This is a genomic window from Rhizobacter sp. P2_H3 (genome assembly GCF_056403355.1).
Map to the genome: position 1 here is coordinate 33,591 of NZ_JBFUFQ010000019.1, position 18,055 is coordinate 51,645.

19 protein-coding genes are annotated in these 18,055 nt (G+C 67.6%); 14 read left to right on the forward strand and 5 right to left on the reverse strand.

Annotated features, from left to right (window positions below; all coding sequences use genetic code 11):
• Positions 1-18: 18 nt before the first annotated feature.
• Both egtB and AC1D1T_RS06250 read left to right on the forward strand, forming a co-directional pair.
• The gene (egtB, locus tag AC1D1T_RS06245) at positions 19-1,326 is read left to right on the forward strand and encodes an ergothioneine biosynthesis protein EgtB (protein WP_047505825.1); all 1,308 of its coding nucleotides are present in this window, start codon (positions 19-21) and stop codon (positions 1,324-1,326) included.
• Positions 1,327-1,586: 260 nt separating this feature from the next.
• On the forward strand, positions 1,587-2,225 hold the full coding sequence (locus tag AC1D1T_RS06250) for an OTU domain-containing protein (RefSeq protein ID WP_477991658.1): 639 nt from the start codon (positions 1,587-1,589) through the stop codon (positions 2,223-2,225).
• Here the strand turns inward: AC1D1T_RS06250 and AC1D1T_RS06255 are convergent.
• From AC1D1T_RS06255 to AC1D1T_RS06270, 4 genes are read right to left on the reverse strand one after another with little or no spacing between them, the layout of a single operon-like run.
• Positions 2,191-2,910 carry a DUF599 domain-containing protein gene (locus AC1D1T_RS06255; protein WP_047505823.1) on the reverse strand — a complete coding sequence of 240 codons (720 nt, stop codon included), beginning with the start codon at positions 2,908-2,910 and terminating at the stop codon, positions 2,191-2,193. The genes AC1D1T_RS06250 and AC1D1T_RS06255 overlap by 35 nt on opposite strands.
• 35 nt (positions 2,911-2,945) lie before the next feature.
• Complete coding sequence (locus AC1D1T_RS06260) at positions 2,946-3,377, reverse strand: OsmC family protein (RefSeq protein ID WP_477991659.1); 432 nt, start codon at positions 3,375-3,377, stop codon at positions 2,946-2,948.
• Positions 3,377-3,784 carry a DoxX family protein gene (locus AC1D1T_RS06265; protein ID WP_465114012.1) on the reverse strand — a complete coding sequence of 136 codons (408 nt, stop codon included), beginning with the start codon at positions 3,782-3,784 and terminating at the stop codon, positions 3,377-3,379. The genes AC1D1T_RS06260 and AC1D1T_RS06265 overlap by 1 nt, the downstream gene beginning before the upstream one ends.
• A 29-nt stretch (positions 3,785-3,813) precedes the next feature.
• A complete protein-coding gene (locus tag AC1D1T_RS06270; protein ID WP_047591115.1) occupies positions 3,814-4,512 on the reverse strand; it encodes a pirin family protein in 699 nt (232 codons plus the stop codon).
• Between the two features lie 127 nt (positions 4,513-4,639).
• Between AC1D1T_RS06270 and AC1D1T_RS06275 the strand changes: the two genes are divergently transcribed.
• The 7 genes from AC1D1T_RS06275 (at position 4,640) to AC1D1T_RS06305 (ending at position 12,713) form a co-directional block, all read left to right on the forward strand.
• A complete protein-coding gene (locus AC1D1T_RS06275) occupies positions 4,640-5,647 on the forward strand; it encodes a LysR family transcriptional regulator (RefSeq protein ID WP_477827513.1) in 1,008 nt (335 codons plus the stop codon).
• Between the two features lie 5 nt (positions 5,648-5,652).
• On the forward strand, positions 5,653-6,537 hold the full coding sequence (gene gluQRS / locus AC1D1T_RS06280; protein WP_477827514.1) for a tRNA glutamyl-Q(34) synthetase GluQRS: 885 nt from the start codon (positions 5,653-5,655) through the stop codon (positions 6,535-6,537).
• A 28-nt stretch (positions 6,538-6,565) separates the two neighbouring features.
• On the forward strand, positions 6,566-7,039 hold the full coding sequence (locus AC1D1T_RS06285; RefSeq protein WP_477827515.1) for a MarR family winged helix-turn-helix transcriptional regulator: 474 nt from the start codon (positions 6,566-6,568) through the stop codon (positions 7,037-7,039).
• Complete coding sequence (locus AC1D1T_RS06290) at positions 7,036-8,001, forward strand: FUSC family protein (RefSeq protein ID WP_477827516.1); 966 nt, start codon at positions 7,036-7,038, stop codon at positions 7,999-8,001. The genes AC1D1T_RS06285 and AC1D1T_RS06290 overlap by 4 nt, the downstream gene beginning before the upstream one ends.
• Before the next feature lie 216 nt (positions 8,002-8,217).
• On the forward strand, positions 8,218-10,896 hold the full coding sequence (locus AC1D1T_RS06295) for a hypothetical protein (RefSeq protein ID WP_477991660.1): 2,679 nt from the start codon (positions 8,218-8,220) through the stop codon (positions 10,894-10,896).
• A 30-nt stretch (positions 10,897-10,926) separates the two neighbouring features.
• On the forward strand, positions 10,927-12,387 hold the full coding sequence (gene gnd / locus AC1D1T_RS06300) for a decarboxylating NADP(+)-dependent phosphogluconate dehydrogenase (RefSeq protein ID WP_465114019.1): 1,461 nt from the start codon (positions 10,927-10,929) through the stop codon (positions 12,385-12,387).
• 11 nt (positions 12,388-12,398) lie between these two features.
• A complete protein-coding gene (locus tag AC1D1T_RS06305; protein WP_156154850.1) occupies positions 12,399-12,713 on the forward strand; it encodes a hypothetical protein in 315 nt (104 codons plus the stop codon).
• Positions 12,714-12,723: 10 nt separating this feature from the next.
• Here AC1D1T_RS06305 and AC1D1T_RS06310 read toward each other — a convergent pair whose 3' ends face one another.
• A complete protein-coding gene (locus tag AC1D1T_RS06310) occupies positions 12,724-13,011 on the reverse strand; it encodes a DUF1294 domain-containing protein (RefSeq protein WP_477829307.1) in 288 nt (95 codons plus the stop codon).
• A gap of 284 nt (positions 13,012-13,295) precedes the next feature.
• Here AC1D1T_RS06310 and AC1D1T_RS06315 point away from each other — a divergent pair, with 284 nt between their 5' ends.
• The 5 genes from AC1D1T_RS06315 to AC1D1T_RS06335 all read left to right on the forward strand — a co-directional run bounded on the left by AC1D1T_RS06315 (position 13,296) and on the right by AC1D1T_RS06335 (position 17,863).
• Positions 13,296-14,393, forward strand: coding sequence for a DUF2169 family type VI secretion system accessory protein (locus AC1D1T_RS06315; RefSeq protein WP_477842738.1), 1,098 nt, complete (start codon positions 13,296-13,298; stop codon positions 14,391-14,393).
• The gene (locus tag AC1D1T_RS06320) at positions 14,390-15,430 is read left to right on the forward strand and encodes a hypothetical protein (protein WP_477827832.1); all 1,041 of its coding nucleotides are present in this window, start codon (positions 14,390-14,392) and stop codon (positions 15,428-15,430) included. Before AC1D1T_RS06315 ends, AC1D1T_RS06320 begins: the two co-directional genes overlap by 4 nt.
• Positions 15,408-16,406: a PAAR-like domain-containing protein gene (locus AC1D1T_RS06325; protein WP_197066890.1), complete on the forward strand. Its 999-nt coding sequence runs from the start codon at positions 15,408-15,410 to the stop codon at positions 16,404-16,406. The genes AC1D1T_RS06320 and AC1D1T_RS06325 overlap by 23 nt, the downstream gene beginning before the upstream one ends.
• 27 nt (positions 16,407-16,433) lie before the next feature.
• The gene (locus tag AC1D1T_RS06330) at positions 16,434-17,270 is read left to right on the forward strand and encodes a hypothetical protein (RefSeq protein WP_477827833.1); all 837 of its coding nucleotides are present in this window, start codon (positions 16,434-16,436) and stop codon (positions 17,268-17,270) included.
• A 284-nt stretch (positions 17,271-17,554) separates the two neighbouring features.
• Positions 17,555-17,863 (forward strand): hypothetical protein, encoded by a 309-nt coding sequence (locus tag AC1D1T_RS06335; protein ID WP_477841036.1) that lies wholly within the window; start codon positions 17,555-17,557, stop codon positions 17,861-17,863.
• The last annotated feature ends 192 nt before the right edge of the window (positions 17,864-18,055 follow it).

The window sequence follows — 18,055 nt, forward strand, 5'->3', positions numbered from 1 at the left end:
ACGGCGCAGGAGACACCGATGCAGTCCCACAGCTTGCCCCGCAGCGGCAGCCTTCCCGTCCAGCCGAACAGTCCGCTCGGCAATCGGTATGCCCAGGTTCGCGAGACCAGCCTCGCGCTGGCCGCGCCGCTGTCGCCCGAAGACTGCCAGGTGCAGTCGATGCCCGACGCGAGCCCGACGAAGTGGCACCTCGCGCACGTCACCTGGTTCTTCGAGACCTTCCTGCTGGAGCGCTTCGAGCGCGAGTTCCAGCCGCACGACGCGCGCTTCCGCGTGCTCTACAACAGCTACTACAACGGCATCGGCGACCAGTACCCGCGCGCCAAACGAGGCCTGGTGACGCGCCCGGCACTGGCCGACGTGCTGCGCTACCGCGCCGATGTCGATGCGCGCATGCAGGCGCTGATCGCGCAGCGCGGCGGCGATGCGGAACTGGCCGCGCTGGTCACGCTCGGCCTGCACCACGAACAGCAGCACCAGGAGCTGCTGCTGACCGACATCAAGCACGCGCTGTCGTTCAGCCCCGGCCACCCCGGCTACGGCAAGCGCTGGCCGATGACCGCGGTGCAAGCGCAGGCGCTGCGCTGGTTCGGCTACGGCGGTGGCCTGTTCGAGCTGGGCCACGACCCCGAGCGCGACGGCGCGTTCTGCTTCGACAACGAGACGCCGCGCCACCGCACGTTCATCGCGCCGTTCGAGCTCGCGTCGCGACCGGTCAGCCATGGCGAGTGGATGGCCTTCATCGACGACGGCGGCTACCAGCGGCCGGAGCTGTGGCTCTCGCTCGGCTGGGACTGGGTGCGCAACGGCGGCCACCAGGCGCCGCTGTACTGGCGGCGCGAGGGCGACGCGTGGTTCACGCACACGCTGCATGGCGAGATGGCCGTCGACCCGCACACGCCGGCCTGCCACCTGAGCTACTTCGAGGCCGACGCCTACGCGCGCTGGGCCGGCGCGCGCTTGCCGACCGAGGCCGAATGGGAGTTCGCGGCCCGGCAGACCAAGCCGCAGGCGCGCGCCAACTTCGCCGACAGCGGCGCCTTCCACCCGATGCCGGCGGCGGATGCGCCGGCCGATGCACCGTCGCAGCTGTTCGGCGACGTCTGGGAATGGACGCAGTCGAGCTACCTGCCCTACCCCGGCTACAAGGCGCTGCCCGGCGCGGTCGGCGAGTACAACGGCAAGTTCATGAGCCAGCAGATGGTGCTGCGCGGCGGCTCGTGCGCGACGCCAGCCGGGCATGCGCGGGCCAGCTACCGCAACTTCTTCCCGCCGGAGGTGCAGTGGCAGTTCAGCGGGCTGCGGCTGGCGCGGGACGTGGGCTGACGCGGGCCATTTGAACCGGCGGCGGAACGGCTTCGCCCGTGGCGTTACCAAGTGCTCGCGCCAGGTGGATCTGGCCGCGGAAGCAAGGCATGAGCGTGGGATCGGTGACAGGGAAGAAGAGAACGCGGGAACCGGAGGCCGAGCCCCCGGGCGGCGAGCCCGCCGCGAGCATCGCGAGGAAGGCACGCCAACAGGCGAAGGAGACTTGCGCGACGTTCCCGGACCTGATCACGCCCGAGGGCCAGGATGCCTTCTTCAACGTGGTCGGCATCGAGGGCATCGAGCAATGCTTCCGTGACGACCTGAAGACCGTGGAGCAGGTCTACTGGCAGAAGGTCGACGAGCATGCCGCCGCCGACCGCACCGACACCGTCCGTCCTCCGCCGGTTCGCATCGATCCAAGGTACTTTGCCGATGCGCATACCGAGGGYGTGCGGGGAGATGGTGACTGTGCGTTCCACTCGATGATCGCCGGTGCCAGGCACCTGGGTGGCAATACCGCGGCGGCCGGTCCGTCAACGCCCCGCGAGATGCGCCTGCAGATGGCGGCCCATGTCGAGCGCGAGTACACCCTCTGGCGCCACGCGTCGGTGCACGACGTTCCGGACGAGAAGCAGTACCTGCTGACCCTTCCGTCCGACGACGACGAGCGCCGCGCAATGCTCAAGGATCTTCGCACGTCAGGCAGCTGGTTCCACGACATGGGCGACCTGTCGGTAGCGATCGCTGCCGACGCCTTCGGCCTGCAGATCGAGGTCATCACCCCGTATACCGACAGCGACCATCGACAGGTGTTCGGCGTGCAGCGCAACGGAACGCTGCCGCTGACGCTGCGCCGCGAGCGCGCGCACTACGAACCGGTGATCAGCTGTTCAACACCGCCAGCACGTCCGACCTGAACTCGCGCTGGTACAGCACGTACACCACGCCCGCCGTCGCGAGCATGAAGATCAGCGGCGAGAAGAACCAGGCCACCGCGGCGAATGACAGGTAGTACGCCCGCAGCCCGTCGTTGAAGGTTTCGGCGGCCATGCTGACCACGCCGCCCGCCTTCTTCGCGAAGGCCTGCCGGCGCACCTCGCCGTCGGAGCCTTGTTCGAGCAACTGCGCTGCCTCCGGCGCCGCGGCGATCAACAGCGCGCCGAAGGTGTACTGCCGCATCGACCACGTGAAGCGGAAGAACGCATAGACGAAGATGCCCAGCAGCAGCACCACCTTCAGGTCGAACACCAGCACCGAGGTGCGGGCCGCGAACGGCAGGTCGCGCACGATCTCGGTGGCCTTGTCGCTGGTGCCCAGCACCGCCAGCAGGCCGCCGATGATCAGGATGGTGGTCGACGCGAAGAACGACGGGCTGGTCGACAGGTTCTGCAGCACGACGCCGTCGATCACCCGCACCTCGCGGTAGGTGGTCTGCAGCATCCATTCGCGGCGCACCCGGTTCGTCGACGCGAGGATCGACGGCTGCGTCAGCGCGCGGCGGTGCGCGAACCAGATGTAGCCGGCCCAGGCGCAGAAGAACGCCACCAGGGCGGCCCAGTCCGTCCAGGGCAGCACCGCCACGAGCTTCAGGATGATGTCCATGGCGGCAACTTTAACGGGGATGACGCCCCGGCCCGCTACGTCAGCGTCGTCTCGATCCGAGTCTGCCCCTCGAGTACCCGGTGGATCGGGCACTTGCCGGCAATCTCGAGCAGGCGGGTCCGATCGGCCTCGGCCAGATCACCGTCGATGTGGATGCGGCGCTGCATCTGGTAGCGCACGCCGCCGTCGTCGCCACGCGTCTCGACGTGGTCCACCTGCACGTGCAGCGAGYGCACGGCCAGCGCCTTGCGGCGGATGTAGAGCTCCAGTGTCAGCGTGGTGCAGGCGGCCAGCGCCGAGTCCAGCAGGTCGTGCGGGCTCGGCGCGGCATCGCTGCTGCCGAGCGTGCGATCCACGTCGGCGGCCCAAGCATGGCGGCCGTTGGTGAGTAACGTGAGCAGCGTCAGCGCGCTGGCCGGTTGGTCAGCCGCCGCGGGCCGCCGGTGCAGGTGGGCGTCGATCGTCATCAGCGGCGCTTCGCATCCAGGCTCAGCGCACCGGCCCCGAAGGCCACGATCGCGAGCAGCCCGCCGATCACCGAGATGTTCTTCATGAACATCAGGTTCTGCACCATCGCCTGCTCGGCCGGCACGGCCCAGAAGTTGTGGAAGATCACCGTGGCGGCCAGCGTGAACACCGCCAGCACGGCAGCAGCCCAGCGGGCGTTCCAGCCGACGATCAGCGCGATGCCGCCGACGATCTCGACCAGCAGCGCGATCACCGCGCCGACCTGCGGCAGCGGCAGGCCCTTCGACGCGATGTAGCCGACCGTGCCCTCGAAGCCGGTCAGCTTGCTGAAGCCGGCCAGCACGAACATCAAGGCCAGCAGGATGCGCGCAGCGAGCGCGAGCGGGTTCTGGAGTCGTTCGAACATGATGGGTCGTCCTTGGTTGAAGAAAGGGATCACTGCAGGTCGAAAACCAGCACCTCGGCATCGCGCCCGGCGCCGATGCGCACCGCCGGTTCGTCGTCGAGCATCGCCGCATCACCGGCGGACAGCGCCTGGCCGTTCACCTCGACGCTGCCGCGCACCACGTGCACATAGGCCTTGCGCTTCGCCGGCAGCGCCAGCTCGGCACGCTCGTCGCCGTCGAACAGGCCAGCATACAGCGTCGCGTTGGCGTGCAGCTTCACCGAATCCTCGCGGCCGTCGGGGCTCGCGACCAGGCGCAGCGCACCGCGCTTCTGCGCCGCGTCGAAGTGCTTCTGCTCGTAGCCCGGCTCGATGCCGCGCACGTTGGGCTCGATCCAGATCTGCAGGAAGTGCGTCGTGTCGTTCGCCGCGTGGTTATATTCGCTGTGCTGGATGCCGCGGCCGGCGCTCATGCGCTGCACGTCGCCCGGCACGATCTGCGCGCCGTTGCCGATGCTGTCCTTGTGGCCGAGCGCGCCCGACAGCACGTACGACACGATCTCCATGTCGCGGTGGCCGTGCGTGCCGAAGCCGGTGCCCGGGGCGATGCGGTCTTCGTTGATCACTCGCAGGTTGCCGAAGCCCATGTGCTTCGGGTCGTAGTAGTCGGCGAACGAGAAGCTGTGGAACGACTTCAGCCAGCCGTGGTCGGCGTAGCCACGTTCAGTCGATTTGCGCAGGGTGAGCATGTCGCGTCCTTTCAGTGGTGATCTCTGGGGTATGGAAGAGACTGTAGGCGCCGCCCCCCGGCCCATCACGGGCCGCGCGTTGAAGCGTTCGTTCAAATAAGATGAACGAAACTCCGACGGCCCCGCCATGACCAGCTCCCGCAACGTCCTGACCCCTGAAGCGCTCGCGATGATGGACGTCATCGCCCGCACCGGCAGCTTCGCCGCGGCCGCCCGCGAGCTCGGCAAGGTGCCGTCGGCGCTGACCTACAACGTGCGCCAGCTCGAGGACGCGCTCGACGTGCTGCTGTTCGACCGCCGCTCGCGCCAGGCGAGGCTGACGGCCGCCGGCGAGGAGCTGCTGCACGAGGGCCGGCGGCTGCTGCAGGAGATGGATGCGGTGGCCAACCGCGTGAAGCGCGTCGCGACCGGCTGGGAGACGCAGTTGTCGATCGCGGTGGACGGCATCATGTCGCGCGCCACGCTGTTCGAGCTGTGCGAGGCGTTCTATGCGCTGAGCCCCGAGAGCCCGGGCGCCACCAGCGGCGGGCCGGGCACGCGGCTGCGGCTGCGCACCGAGGTGCTGGCCGGCACCTGGGAGGCGCTGGTCAGCGGGCAGGCCGACCTGGCGATCGGCGTCGGCGTGGACCGCACGATGCCGCCCGGCATCCAGATGCAGCCGCTCGGCAGCATCACCTTCGTGTTCGCGGTGGCGCCGCACCACCCGCTGGCCCACGCCGAGGGTCCGCTGAGCGATGCCGACCTGATCCACCACCGCGCGGTCGCGGTCGCCGATTCGGCACAGCGCATGGCGCCGCTGACAGTGAACCTGCTGCCCGGGCAGGACGTGCTGACCGTCGCGACGATGCAGAACAAGATCGAGGCGCAGCTGCGCTGCCTGGGCTGCGGATTCCTGCCCGAGCCGCTGGTGCGCGAGCACATCGCCGCCGGCCGGCTGGTCGTCAAGCCGGTGCAGCGGCCGACGCAGGTCGCGCGCCTCGGCTACGCGTGGCGCAGCGTGCCGGCCGGCAGCGCGACACGCAAGCCGCAGCTCGGGCTGGCGCTGCGCTGGTGGCTGTCGCAGCTGGAGAGCCCGGCCACGCGCAGCGCGCTGATCGAGCGCCACAGCGGCTTGCTGCCGTTGGGTGGGGCCTGATCACAATGAGGTACCGCGGACGGTTCGCGCCGTCGCCGACCGGCGCGCTGCACGCCGGCTCGCTGGTGGCAGCGCTCGCGAGCTGGCTCGATGCGCGGGCGCACGATGGCGCGTGGCTGGTGCGCATCGAGGATGTCGACACGCCGCGCTGCGTGCCGGGCGCCGATGCGCAGATCCTGGCGCAGCTCGCGCAATGCGGGCTGCTGCCCGACGAGCCGCCGGTGTGGCAATCGCAGCGCGGCGCGCACTACGCGGCCGCGCTCGATGCGCTGCGCGCCGCCGGGCAGGTGTACCCCTGCGGCTGCACACGGCGCGACATCGCCCTCGCGCTTGAAGCCAGCGGCCACGGCAAGCCGCGCCACGGCGAGCTCGTCTACCCCGGCACCTGCCGGCATGGCTTGAACGGCAAGCCGGCGCGCGCGACGCGGGTGCTGAGCTGCAACGCCAGCGGAGCCGACATCGTGATCGACTGGCGCGACCGCCGCCTCGGTGCGCAGCAGCAGAACCTGACGCAGGCGGTCGGCGACTTCGTGCTGCATCGCGCCGACGGGCTGTGGGCCTACCAGCTCGCGGTGGTCGTCGACGACGCGCTGCAGGGCATCACCCACGTCGTGCGCGGCGAAGACCTCGCCGACAACACGCCGCGCCAGATCCACCTGCAGCGGCTGCTCGGCCTGCCGGCGCTGCAGTACCTGCACACGCCGCTGGTGCTGGGCGCGAACGGCGAGAAGCTGTCGAAGCAGAACGGCGCGACCGCGCTCGACCTGGCCGACCCGGCGCGCGCGCTGCACGCCGCCGCGACGACCCTCGGCCTGCAGCCCTCGGCCACCAGCAGCGCCGCGCTGCTCGCCGACTGCGTCGCGCAGTGGCGACAGCGCCGGCTTGCATAGAAACTAAGATTGATCTTATGATAATCGCATGCCCACCGACACCGAACCGCGGCAATGCGCCGTGCGGCTGCGTGCCGCGCTGTCCGACCTGACACGCCAGCTGCGCCACGCGCTGCCGCCCGAGGGCATCAGCGTCGCCAAGCTCAGCGCCATGGGTGCGCTGTACCGGCGCGGTCCGATGTCGCCGAGCGAACTCGCGGCCCACGAGCGCGTGAAGCTGCAGACGCTGACGCGCCTGCTCGCCGAGCTGGAGGCCGACGGCTGGCTGGCGCGCGCGCCGCACGCGCATGACGGTCGCCAGAGCGTGCTGTCGCTGACCCGGATCGGACTGCAACAGCTGAAGGCCGACGTGCACCGGCGTGAAGCCTCGCTCGCCGACGCGATCGCCGACACGCTGGACGCGTCCGAGCGCGCGACGCTGCTGCAGGCGTGCGCGCTGATGGAGGCACTGGCCGTGCGGCTCGGCGGTCGCGCGGCGTCGATGCAAAGGAACGTGACATGACCTCACTCGCCGCACGCGTGGCCCACGCACGCGCCGACGGGCGCCTGTGGCACGGCGCGCAACTCGCGGTGGCCGTCATCGCAGCCTATGCGGTGTCGAGCGCGTTGCACCTGCCCGAGAGCTTGTGGGCGGTGATGTCGGCACTCATCGTCGTGCGGCCGAATGCCGGCGCGAGCGTCGGCGCCGGCGGCGCACGGCTCGGCGGCACCGTGCTCGGCACGCTGTGCGGAGTCGGCGGCGTCTGGCTGCGGCACCACGGCGTCGATGCGGCGCCCGCCACGCTGTTGATCGTCGCCGCCCTCGCGTTCGCGAGTGCCACGCTGCCGCTGATCGCCAGTGCACCGGTCGCGGCGCTGATCATCCTGTCGAGCGGCAGCATGCCGGGGCATTCGGCGCTGCAGGTCGCATGGCTGCGCGGCGCCGAAGTCGGCATCGGCGTGCTGGTCGGGCTCGGCGTGTCGCTGCTGCTGCGAGCCGCGCGCGCCGGTGCGCGCTTCACCGGTGCCTGCGCCGACCTGCTCGAGGCGTTCGCCCGACCTCTGGACGAGGAAGCCGATGCGGCACCCGACGGCACCGTGCGCAGCCGCCTGCGGGAGCTCGCCGTGATCGCAGTGCAGGCCGATCGCGAACGCGCATGGATCGCGCGCCTTCGCAGACGGCCCGTCGAGCGCGACGCGCACGTGCAGCTCGCGCGCATGGTCTCCCGGGTCCACCAGGACAGCGCCGTGATCGCCCGCCTGCTGCCCGGTCTGCAGCCCGACGCGGCGGCCCCGACTGCGGCGATCGCTCAGGCCCTGCGCGGCGCGGCCCAGGCGCTGCGCGCACGGGCGATGCCCGACCTCTCGATGCTCGCGTCGCCGCGCCCTGCCGCCCGCATCGCCGGCCCGGTCGGCCTGCTCGCGCACGACCTGCGCGCACTCGCGCAACGCTTCGAGAGCCTGCACGCCGCGCAGTCGCGTTGAAATTGCATCCAATCGCAAGTGCCGCCGCGCCGCGGCATGCGACCTGCTTCGAGACCTGCATCCAGAACAACCGCAGGCCCACGCCGCCTTTCCCGGCACGAATCGACGCGAAGTGAAGCCGGACTGACACATCCCGTCAGCGGCACCGCGTCATCCATCGGCGAAAGCGATAGGTCCCACCCCAGAATGATGATCCGAAGCAGCCGAGCCGCACGTGTGAGCGGAACCGTTTCCACTCTTTTCCTGTCGATGATGCTGCTGGCCGGCTGCGGCTCCGGCTCGGATGACGGCGACACGCCCGCGCCGGCACCGGTGGGTTCGGCCCCCTCGCCGGCCCCGGCTCCCGCTCCGAGTCCTGCCCCGGCGCCCTCGCCCTCGCCCTCGCCCTCGCCCTCGCCTGCGCCGGCCCCTGCTCCCGCGCCTTCACCCGCTCCGGCGCCGCAACCCTCCGCACTGACGCTGCCGATCGAAGTGCTCGGCGACGGCTCGCCGAAGGCCCCGCTGGTCGTCGAGACGCGCCTCGACCTCGACAGCGGCAAGCTCGCGTCGGCGACCAAGCTCTACCTGGTGTGCCACCGCTGCGGCTACTACGGCGCGCCCGAGTTCGAGGCGTTGGCCGCCACGCCGCCGAAGGTCAAGGCCAGCCTGCGCGTGCTCGGGGGCACCAACAGCGCCGGCGAGGCCCAGGTGCCCTGGGTCGACATCACCGACCAGGCCGTCACGCTGGCCGACAACGAGCGCATCCACGGCGGCGTCAACGGCGGCTTCTTCACGACCCGCATCACGCTCGCGCTCGACACCGCGACGCGTGCGCGCCTGGTCGCATGGCCGAAGGGCAACCGCATCCAGTTCCGCTTCAACGGCACCGACGGCGAGACCAACGGCTTCCGCGTGCTCGACCTGCAACTGCGCGACGACGCCGGCGCCAGCCTCGCGAGCAACGCGGTGGCGCGCGTCGACCCGCTGATGGAGAAGAACGCCGGCAAGACGCTCACCAGCGACGTCGAGCTCGGCCGCACGCTGTGGAGTGCGCGCGGTGCGCTCGCCAAGTCGCCGCTCGTCAGCCGCAAGCTGCAGGCCGCCTGCTCGTCGTGCCATGCCGAGGACGGCCGCGACCTGCAGTACTTCAACTACTCGAACAACTCGATCGTGCAGCGCAGCCGCTACCACGGCCTGAGCGAGGCGCAAGGCAAGCAGATCGCCGCCTTCCTGCGCTACACGCTGCAGGGCGTGCCGCACGCCGCGAAGGCGCGCCCGTGGAACCCGCCGTACCAGCCGGGCCCGGGCCTGGATTGCACCGGCATCGGCTGCGAGACGCAATGGGCGGCCGGCGCCGGGCTGGAGGCGGTGCTCGAGAACGCCACCGACGCCACCAAGGCGCTGTTCGGCAAGCCGCTCGCCGGCGCGCTGAGCGTGACGCAGGCCGAGGTCGACAAGGTGATGGACCCGAGCGCGACGATGAACGCGCGCGAGATGCAGATCCCGATGCAGTTCCCCGACTGGAACGCCTGGCTGCCGACCACCCACCCGTACGACGTGTGGCCGACGACGACCGAAGGCTCGTTCGAGGCCGGCGCGAAGTTCAGCGCGGCCGATGCGAAGAAGGACCCGAACGGCAAGTACAAGGCACTGCTCGCGTGGCTGACCGCGCACAAGAACCCGAACGGCGTGTTCGGCGACTGGAGCCACCTGAAGGTCGACGAGCGCGTGCAGATCAAGTCGATGTTCACGCTGTTCGGCTGGGAGGGCTACAACTACCTCGGTGGCGGCCGCGGCAACCACATCGCGGCAAGCGGCCAGTACGGCGCGCAGGTCGGCGCGGCCAACCTGCAGAAGCTGGCCTCGGCCACCACCACCGCGGCGAACCCGGCCGCCTTCACGACCAACGCGTTCATCGAGCGCTCGGTGGCCAGCATGCTGCACTGGAACGCGGTGAAGCAGTGGGAGATGGCCCAGGTGTACGGCCTGGAAGGCAACCAGCAGTGGTTCATCGGCGACAAGGACGCCGCCACCGGCGCATGGAAGGGCCGCGGCGAGGCGCACGGCTGGCCGTTCAACAGCGTCAGCCTGTTCTTCCTCGCGCCGCACATGATCTACCAGCAGGACACCGACGGCACCGGCAAGATCACCCGCGAGTGGTACAACGCATGGGAGGCGGGCAACATCGTCGGCTCGTACTACCGCACCAACCAGTGGTACCAGCTGCAGATGTCGGTGAACCCCGGCGGGCAGAGCGACTGGGTGAACTTCTCGATGGACTGGCCGTACCTGACGGCCTTCGACGACTACCTGGGCATGAAGGTCGGCACCGCGACGCCGGCCGCCAAGGCCGCCAACGACACGCACTACGTGCGGCTGCTGCAGGCGCGCATCAAGTCGGCGCAGTACGTCAACAACGAGATCGTGCTGTACGACCCGGCGCAGCCCGACCTGTTCGCCAACCGCGGCCGCTACGGGCGCGGCCAGGTGGCCAAGCACCTGACGGTGACCAACTTCATCGACACCGCGTCGAACAACGGCAAGAGCAACTCGAAGTACCGCTTCCTCGACGAGCTGTCGCCGGGGCTGTACCCGCGCGTCGTCAACGGCGCGATCCGCCAGTTCAACATGCTGTATTCGCAGACCGCCGCGACGGCCTGGCGCCGCTGCGACCCGAACAACAGCCAGCTCGGCGAGCCCGAACCGTGGGCCGGCTTCCGCTACTGCCTGGATGCGCAGCGCTCGCCGCTCGGGCAGGCGGCCGACGGCAGCTACTTCATGAACCAGGTGAACTACCGTGCCAGCACCGAGCAGACCGAGCAGTACGGGCTGTGGAAGGCGACGCAGATGGGGGCCGACCCGGCGCGGCTGAAGGTGTGGTCGGACTGGATCGACAGGATGTGGCCGAAACCTTGACCCCGCCAGGGCAGCGCGAATGGCGTCAAAATGGCCGCCATTCACAACGTCTTCGGGCTGCGCGCCAACGTCACCATGAAAAGCGATTTCGGATTGATTGGCCTGGCCGTGATGGGCCAGAACCTGGTGCTGAACGTGGAGAGCCACGGCTTCCAGGTCAGCGTGTTCAACCGCACGACGGCCGTCACCGACGAATTCGTCGCCCGCCACCCGGGCAAGAAGCTGGTGGGCGCGGCAACGCTCGAGGCCTTCGTCGAGAGCCTGGCCACCCCGCGCAAGATCCAGATCATGGTGAAGGCCGGTGCGCCGGTCGATGCGGTGATCGAGCAGCTGATCCCGCTGCTGTCGCCCGGCGACATCGTGATCGACGGCGGCAACAGCCTCTACACCGACACCGAGCGCCGCGACGCATACCTCGCCAGCAAGGGCCTGCGCTTCATCGGTGCGGGCGTCTCGGGCGGTGAAGAAGGTGCGCGCAAGGGCCCGTCGATCATGCCGGGCGGGCCGCTGTCGACCTGGGAGGTGATGCAGCCGATCTTCGAGGCGATCTCGGCCAAGGTGGACGGCGAGCCGTGCGTGATCCACATCGGCCCGGGCGGCGCCGGTCATTACGTGAAGATGATCCACAACGGGATCGAGTACGGCGACATGCAGCTGATCTGCGAGGCCTACAGCCTGTTCAAGGCGGCGGGCTTCACGACGCAGGAGATGGCGGCGATCTTCAACCAGTGGAACGAGGGCGAGCTGCAGAGCTACCTGATCCAGATCACCGGCAAGGCACTGGAGCAGGTGGATGCCGAGACCGGCAAGCCGATCGTCGAGCTGATCCTCGACAAGGCCGGCCAGAAGGGCACCGGCCAGTGGACGCTGCTGAACGCGGCGGAGAACGCGGTGGTGATCAGCACGATCAATGCAGCGGTCGAGGCGCGCGTGCTGTCGTCGCAGAAGAAGCAGCGCGTGGCCGCGAGCAAGCAATTGCAAGGGCCGAAGGTCGACCTGTCGCCGGTGAAGGCGCAGCTGGTGGCGAAGGTGCACGACGCACTGTATGCGTCGAAGGTGATCAGCTACGCGCAGGGGCTGGACCTGATGAAGACGATGGGCGAGAAGAAGGGCTGGGGGCTCGACCTCGGCCGCATCGCCGCGATCTGGCGTGGCGGCTGCATCATCCGCGCGCGCTTCCTGAACCGCATCACCGACGCGTACCGCAGCAACCCGCAGCTGACGAACCTGATGCTGGATCCGTTCTTCAAGGATTTGCTGAACCGCACGCAGCAGAACTGGCGCGAGACGGTGGCGCTGGCGGTGACGAACGGCATCCCGGTGCCCGCCTTCAGCGCGTCRTTGGGGTACTACGACAGCTACCGCTCGGAGCGGCTGTCGGCCAACCTGCTGCAGGCGCAGCGCGACTTCTTCGGCGCGCACACGTATGAGCGCATCGACAAGCCGGAGGGGACGATGTTCCACACCGAGTGGCCTGAAGTGATCGGCTGAGGAGTAGCGGCATGAAACACACCCTGCGCACCACGTTGTTGTTGGCGGGTCTCGTCGCCGGGGCTGCGGGCGCGGCCCGGGCCGACGAAGAGCCGTCGAAGATCGACCGCGCGGCTTCGGCCGTCGGTCACGCCGCATCAACTGCGGCGACGAAGACCGGGCATGCGGTGAAGCATGCGGCCGAGGTCACCGGGGCGGCGATCCAGAAGGGCGCCGAGAAGACCGGCGAGGTCGTGCGCAAGGGTGTCGAGAAGACCGGCGAGGTGATGAAGCGGGGCGGGGAGAAGTTGCAGTCGTCGGCGAAGTCGGCTTCTTCCAGCGACTGACTCGCGCCGGTCAGCGCAAGCTGGCCGACAGCATCGCGAAGCCCAGCACGTTGACGGCGACCGTGGCCCAGAACACGCGCCGGAACGATGCCTTGGCGGACTTGTGGCGCAGCCACCGCTGCGCGAGCAGCGCACCCGGCCAGCCGCCCGCGAGCGACAGCAGGTGCAGCGTGCGCTCCGATGTGCGTGGCCCGCGGCGGCGCGCTGCGGACTTGTCGATCGCATAGACGACGAACGTGATCGCGCTCAGGACGGCGTAGGCTGCGGCGGTCCAGAGCAAGGGCCAGCGGATGTTCATTGGTGATTCCGGAGAGTGCGGCGCCGGATCGTACGTGACACGCCTGTATTGACGCGGCCTCTTCTTGGCAGTCAAATCGCCGCTCTCCATGGCACCTCATCAGGTGCATCTTGAGACGAGCGCTCGCCACACGGCCTCCAGCGCTCCACGGCGCAACTCCCTCGCGCCACCCCCTTGAAGTACAGCGTCCGCGCTTGCTCCGACATGAAGCGGAGCGACGCGGGTTCGAACGCGTCATTCGACATGCTTGCCGGGTTGCATGTGCAAGCACCCGCACGACCGCCATGCAGATCACCAACAACTCCACGCCCTTCCTCGCTCATCGCTTCGTCTCGATAGACAAGACCGGCCAGAAGCACTGCGTCGCGATCATCAAGGCAACATTCGACGTTGTCGCGCAGGGTCGTTGCGTGCCGTCAGCCGATCAGACGCCCTTCGTCTACACCGACCAGCACCACGGCGATCCAGGCGCCACGTCGGTCCGCTTCGAGACGGACTTCGCGCCGGTGAAACCGATGGTCGACGTGCTGCTGCACGCCAGCGCTGTGTCACCAGACGGCAGTCCGATCACAAGGCTGCATGTTCACTTCGCGGGTGCCGGCATGCGCAAGCATGCGGTGGTCACCGGAGATCGCGTCTGGACCCGAGGATTTGCCGGACCCGTGCCTTCCGATCCGTTGCCGTTCACCGAAATCCCGCTGATCTGGGATCGCGCCTTTGGCGGCACTGACCTGCGTCACGCCCATCCGCGGCGCAGCAACAGTGATCTGCGGAACCTGGTGGGGGTCGGGTTTCGCATGAACGGCGCGACAGGCAGCGTCCTCGGCACCGCCCTGCCAAACATTGAACGTGCGGACGCGGTGATGCGACGGTGGTCAGACAGGCCGGAGCCGATCGGCTTCACACCCGTTGGACGTGGCTGGGTACCTCGAATTGCCTTCGCCGGCACCTACGGCCGGACCTGGTTTGAAAGCCAAAGACCATTTTTGCCCGCCGACTTCGACAGCCGCTACTTTCAAGCCGCACCGCTCGATCAGCAACTGCGGCGGCTCGAGGCTGGCACACGCTTCGCCTGCGTGAACATGAGCCCCGACGGAAAGTTCGTAGCCGAAGTGCCTTCCTTCGAGGTGCCCATCAACTTTCGCTCCGAGAACACGACCTCGAGTGCCACGGTCGTTGCCGACACCCTCATCCTGGAGCCGGGACGAGCCAAGCTGATACTGATTGGCCGAGCTTCGATCGCACTGCCTCGAAGGACCACACAACTTCGCGAGATCAACATCGGCGAACGGCGTCTGGTCCATGTACACGGCAAGCCGCACTTCACGGGCCTTGGGCACCTTGTCAATTCGAAGAAGGCAATGAGCGAGGCGCCTGCGTGAGCGCACTTCACATCACTTGCGTTGCGCTCGCCAGCGCCGTCGGCCTGACGCCAGCTTCAGCTGCTGCCGCCATGCGTTGCGGCATCAGTGGAATCGGCGAGTTGCCTACCGTCGACGACGCCCTTGAGCCTGTCGCTGGCGCGCGCGTGCCTTCCATCCCCGACCACCTTCACGGTCGCGATCGCCTGATCGAGTTGCTGTTGCAGGTGATGGCGGACAGCCATGCTGCACTGGCTACCCGGATCGACATCACCCAACTGCCTGTTCTGCTCTGCACATCAGAGGTTGCGCGCCCAGGAGCTTCGGTACACGGCATCGTCCCAGCCATGGAGGCTCGTCTGGGCTTTCACCTTCGGCGGGCCGGTGCTCGACACCTTGCACGAGGTCACGTCTCCTGCTTCGAATCGCTTGGTTTCGCCGAAGCAGCGATGCTGCAGGCAGGTGGCAGCGCTTGTCTGGTGATCGCAGCGGACTCCCTGATCGACCCGCGCTCTCTGAACTGGGTTGAGAAATCAGGGCGATTGAAGACGTCTCGCCGCTCTGAAGGGGTCATTCCAGGTGAAGGCGCGGCTGTCCTGCTGGTCAGCCTCGAACCATTGGGTGAGCCGTGCATGGTCTTGCAAGGCATCGGTATGGGTCATGACGACGCGACAGTTCTCAACGACATTCCGCAGATGGGATCCGGAATGAGCGCAGCCGTCGCCGCGGCCTTGCAGCATGCCGGAATCGAGATGCACGACATCGCTTTCCGTCTCAGTGACGCGGCGGGTGAGGCCCACGGCTTCGAAGATCTTGCACTGGTGCAGTCCCGCCTGATGCAGCGGACAAGAGCATCGCAAGATTTGTGGCATCCCGCCAGCAGCGTCGGAGATTGCGGGGCAGCCTCAGCGCTGATGCAACTCGCCTGGATCGAGCAGGCACACATGAGGGGCTACGCACCTGGGGAGTTTTCCCTTGCGCATGCATCATCGCCAACCGGAGCACGCGCAGCAGCAGTTCTCAGCGGACCAGCCCATGGAGAACACCGTGTCTCATGAGGTCTACGCCAACGGCAACGAGATTGCAGGCAAGGCCGGCAACGGCAAGGTCATCGCATCCTTTCCCGACGTTTGCCTGTCGCCGCCGGGGCCACCCGCCGGTCCGATACCAATCCCCTACCCCGATACCTCGTTCTCGACCGACCTCAAGGACGGCTCGATCTCGGTGCTGCTGGCCGGCAAGCCTGCAGCTTTGTCCCAGCAGTCCTTCTATCAACCAGCGACTCTCGGAAACGAGGCCGCCACCAGGGCTTGGGGCATGTCCGTGATCACGCATCAGATCAGCGGCAAGACCTGTTTCCAGGCGTGGTCGATGGATGTTCTGATCGAAGGAAAGCATGTCTGCCGTCACGGCGACATCACGACCAGCAATCACGCAAGCGCTCCAGGAGCAACACCACCCAACCCCAATCTCGAAGCGGTCGGCTGGGGAGAGCTCGAGGATGAAACCAGCATCTGTGCGTGTTGCAGTGGCGCAAGACACTCAGCCGGCGCTGCGATGACGATGGATGACTGGTACACCAGGAATTCCGACGGCACGGCTGCAGCGCACGCACCGCTGTATGTGTCCCTGATGTCGGATGTGGCAAACCGGAAGACCATGACACCCGCCTGCACCTGCAACAGCAAGCTGATTCCGATGGCGCCATGCAACGTGTTCAGGCGCCCTGTCACCGAGGAAGAAGGTGATCGCAACGAGTCGGCCTGGAAGGCCATCCGCCGCCAGTATCAAAGGCACAGTGGCATTGCCGACGAGACAACGGTGATTGCACGGCTCACCAGCCTGCTGACGCGGCCACCCACTCAGAAGGAGGTGCAGGAGGAACGCCAAGTGAACCATCTCGTGCCGAAGGTCGCCGCAGGAGGCTGTCCGGTCGGGCGAGGAAACCTGGAGCCCAACGGGATACTGTGCGGTGTATGCCGGAAACTCGATGAGAGATTCGGCATGCTGCAAAGGGTGGCATCCACGGCGTAGACATCGAGGAACGGAAAGGGAAGTCACTTGTACAAAGACTGGCGTTCTTACGGCGCACTACCCGCCATCGACTGGGAAGGGCGTGGCTATTTCGCGTACGAGGGGCATGGCGATCGATCCGGCCGTTCGGGTGCAGAAGCGTTCACGACGGATGCCACGTATGAGACTTGGCTCAGGGCTTTGTACAGTGCACAGGGCGGTGACTTTTCGAGAGTTCCAACGCTCGTAGACCTCTTCGCCGGCGATATCGACCCGGAGTGCATGGATCTGTGCGAATCACTCCTCGGCGATGCAGCTCCCTCAGCCACCATCGACAGACTGGCCCAACGCCTCGACAGCGGATCCGCCAGCTTCGAGGAAACGCTCAGCTGGTGCAGCGTGCTCGTCCAGCGCGGCAAGATCGCCGACATGCGAATCGTYGCAAAGGCATACGAGCCTGTCGCCGACATCAAGGATTCAGCCATCATTCCCGTCCAGCTTTCCACCTGCCTGGACCCGGGATCAGCCCTCTCGAATCCGGGCCTGTTCGGCCCGGTCAAGCAGTATCGGGCAGCGATAGAGCAGCGCTGCGACGAACTCGCCAAGACGTGCGAAACCGGTCAGGCACTCGTTTTCAAAGGCGAACCTGTCGGCGTCAGAAGGTTGGCCGTGCATGTCCTGGCGCGACTGAGGCGGCCTTGCTTCCCCAGCGACTTCAGACGACGTTTCGAGAACGCGACAGGGATCGATTGCTCATCGTTCTATGAAGAAGGACGATTCAAGCCAATGCAGGCCGCGGCCTTGATCACAGGCTTTCTCGAGAGTCCGCAATCCTGGCGGTTCGAGGATGGGGTGCGCTACTTCTTCGGGCATCGCATTCCTTGATCTGCGAGGGCGGGATTTGCCCATCAAACAGGGCGCCAGGATGACACAGCACTTTGATCCGGCTGTCGACGGCACCTCCTTCAAGCTGGGCGAGCGGCAGGTCCGCCGCGTCGAGACCACCGCACAGACAGATGTACTTGGCAACGTTGCCTGAGACGGCCCCCTCTTGGCACGGCCCAGGGCATCACGTGTAATCAGCCGGCCGCGTCGTCGAAGCAGTCGTCCTTGGCAGTTGAGAGGGTGTGATGGCGCGGCCCATTCACCCTCATGCGATCCATCCGATGATGAACTTCAACGAAAGCCAAAGGATGAACCTCTACACCATCATTCTCGAATTCGGCGGCGGCACCTATGTCTCGCAGACCAGCGCGGCCAGCAAGGAGTCAGCGCTCTCCGCCTGGTGCAACACGATCCGCACCGACAAGGACTTCGGACCCGACTCCAGCCGCCTGGCCGAAGAAGTCGAACACGAAGCGAACGCCGCTCGACTCTCCCTTCTCGACGGCCTGGAGTCGGCCTGGAGCTTCACGACGCTCCTGAACGACCGGCTGATCCTCGGGCACGTGATCAAGACAGCGTCACCTGCCGCCTGAAACACCACGTCGATCTCACTGCCGCGGCCCGAACCCCTCCACCGGACACGCCGCCCTCGCCCCCACCACCGGCCTCGGTGGACACCCCGCCAGCGCCGGCTCCGCCACCAGCCGCTGATCCCACGCCACCCCCCCCGCCTTCGGTTGCAGCGACTGCGTGTCGACGAACAACCCGTCCGCCGTCGGCAGCAC

Excerpts from the sequence above, each read along its gene's own strand:
- egtB (WP_047505825.1), top strand. The coding sequence starts at position 19 with ATGCAGTCCCACAGCTTGCCCCGCAGCGGCAGCCTTCCCGTCCAGCCG.
- AC1D1T_RS06255 (WP_047505823.1), bottom strand. The coding sequence starts at position 2,910 with ATGGACATCATCCTGAAGCTCGTGGCGGTGCTGCCCTGGACGGACTGG.
- AC1D1T_RS06265 (WP_465114012.1), bottom strand. The coding sequence starts at position 3,784 with ATGTTCGAACGACTCCAGAACCCGCTCGCGCTCGCTGCGCGCATCCTG.
- AC1D1T_RS06270 (WP_047591115.1), bottom strand. The coding sequence starts at position 4,512 with ATGCTCACCCTGCGCAAATCGACTGAACGTGGCTACGCCGACCACGGC.
- AC1D1T_RS06275 (WP_477827513.1), top strand. The coding sequence starts at position 4,640 with ATGACCAGCTCCCGCAACGTCCTGACCCCTGAAGCGCTCGCGATGATG.
- gluQRS (WP_477827514.1), top strand. The coding sequence starts at position 5,653 with ATGAGGTACCGCGGACGGTTCGCGCCGTCGCCGACCGGCGCGCTGCAC.
- AC1D1T_RS06285 (WP_477827515.1), top strand. The coding sequence starts at position 6,566 with ATGCCCACCGACACCGAACCGCGGCAATGCGCCGTGCGGCTGCGTGCC.
- AC1D1T_RS06290 (WP_477827516.1), top strand. The coding sequence starts at position 7,036 with ATGACCTCACTCGCCGCACGCGTGGCCCACGCACGCGCCGACGGGCGC.
- AC1D1T_RS06305 (WP_156154850.1), top strand. The coding sequence starts at position 12,399 with ATGAAACACACCCTGCGCACCACGTTGTTGTTGGCGGGTCTCGTCGCC.
- AC1D1T_RS06310 (WP_477829307.1), bottom strand. The coding sequence starts at position 13,011 with ATGAACATCCGCTGGCCCTTGCTCTGGACCGCCGCAGCCTACGCCGTC.
- AC1D1T_RS06315 (WP_477842738.1), top strand. The coding sequence starts at position 13,296 with ATGCAGATCACCAACAACTCCACGCCCTTCCTCGCTCATCGCTTCGTC.
- AC1D1T_RS06325 (WP_197066890.1), top strand. The coding sequence starts at position 15,408 with ATGGAGAACACCGTGTCTCATGAGGTCTACGCCAACGGCAACGAGATT.
- AC1D1T_RS06335 (WP_477841036.1), top strand. The coding sequence starts at position 17,555 with ATGAACTTCAACGAAAGCCAAAGGATGAACCTCTACACCATCATTCTC.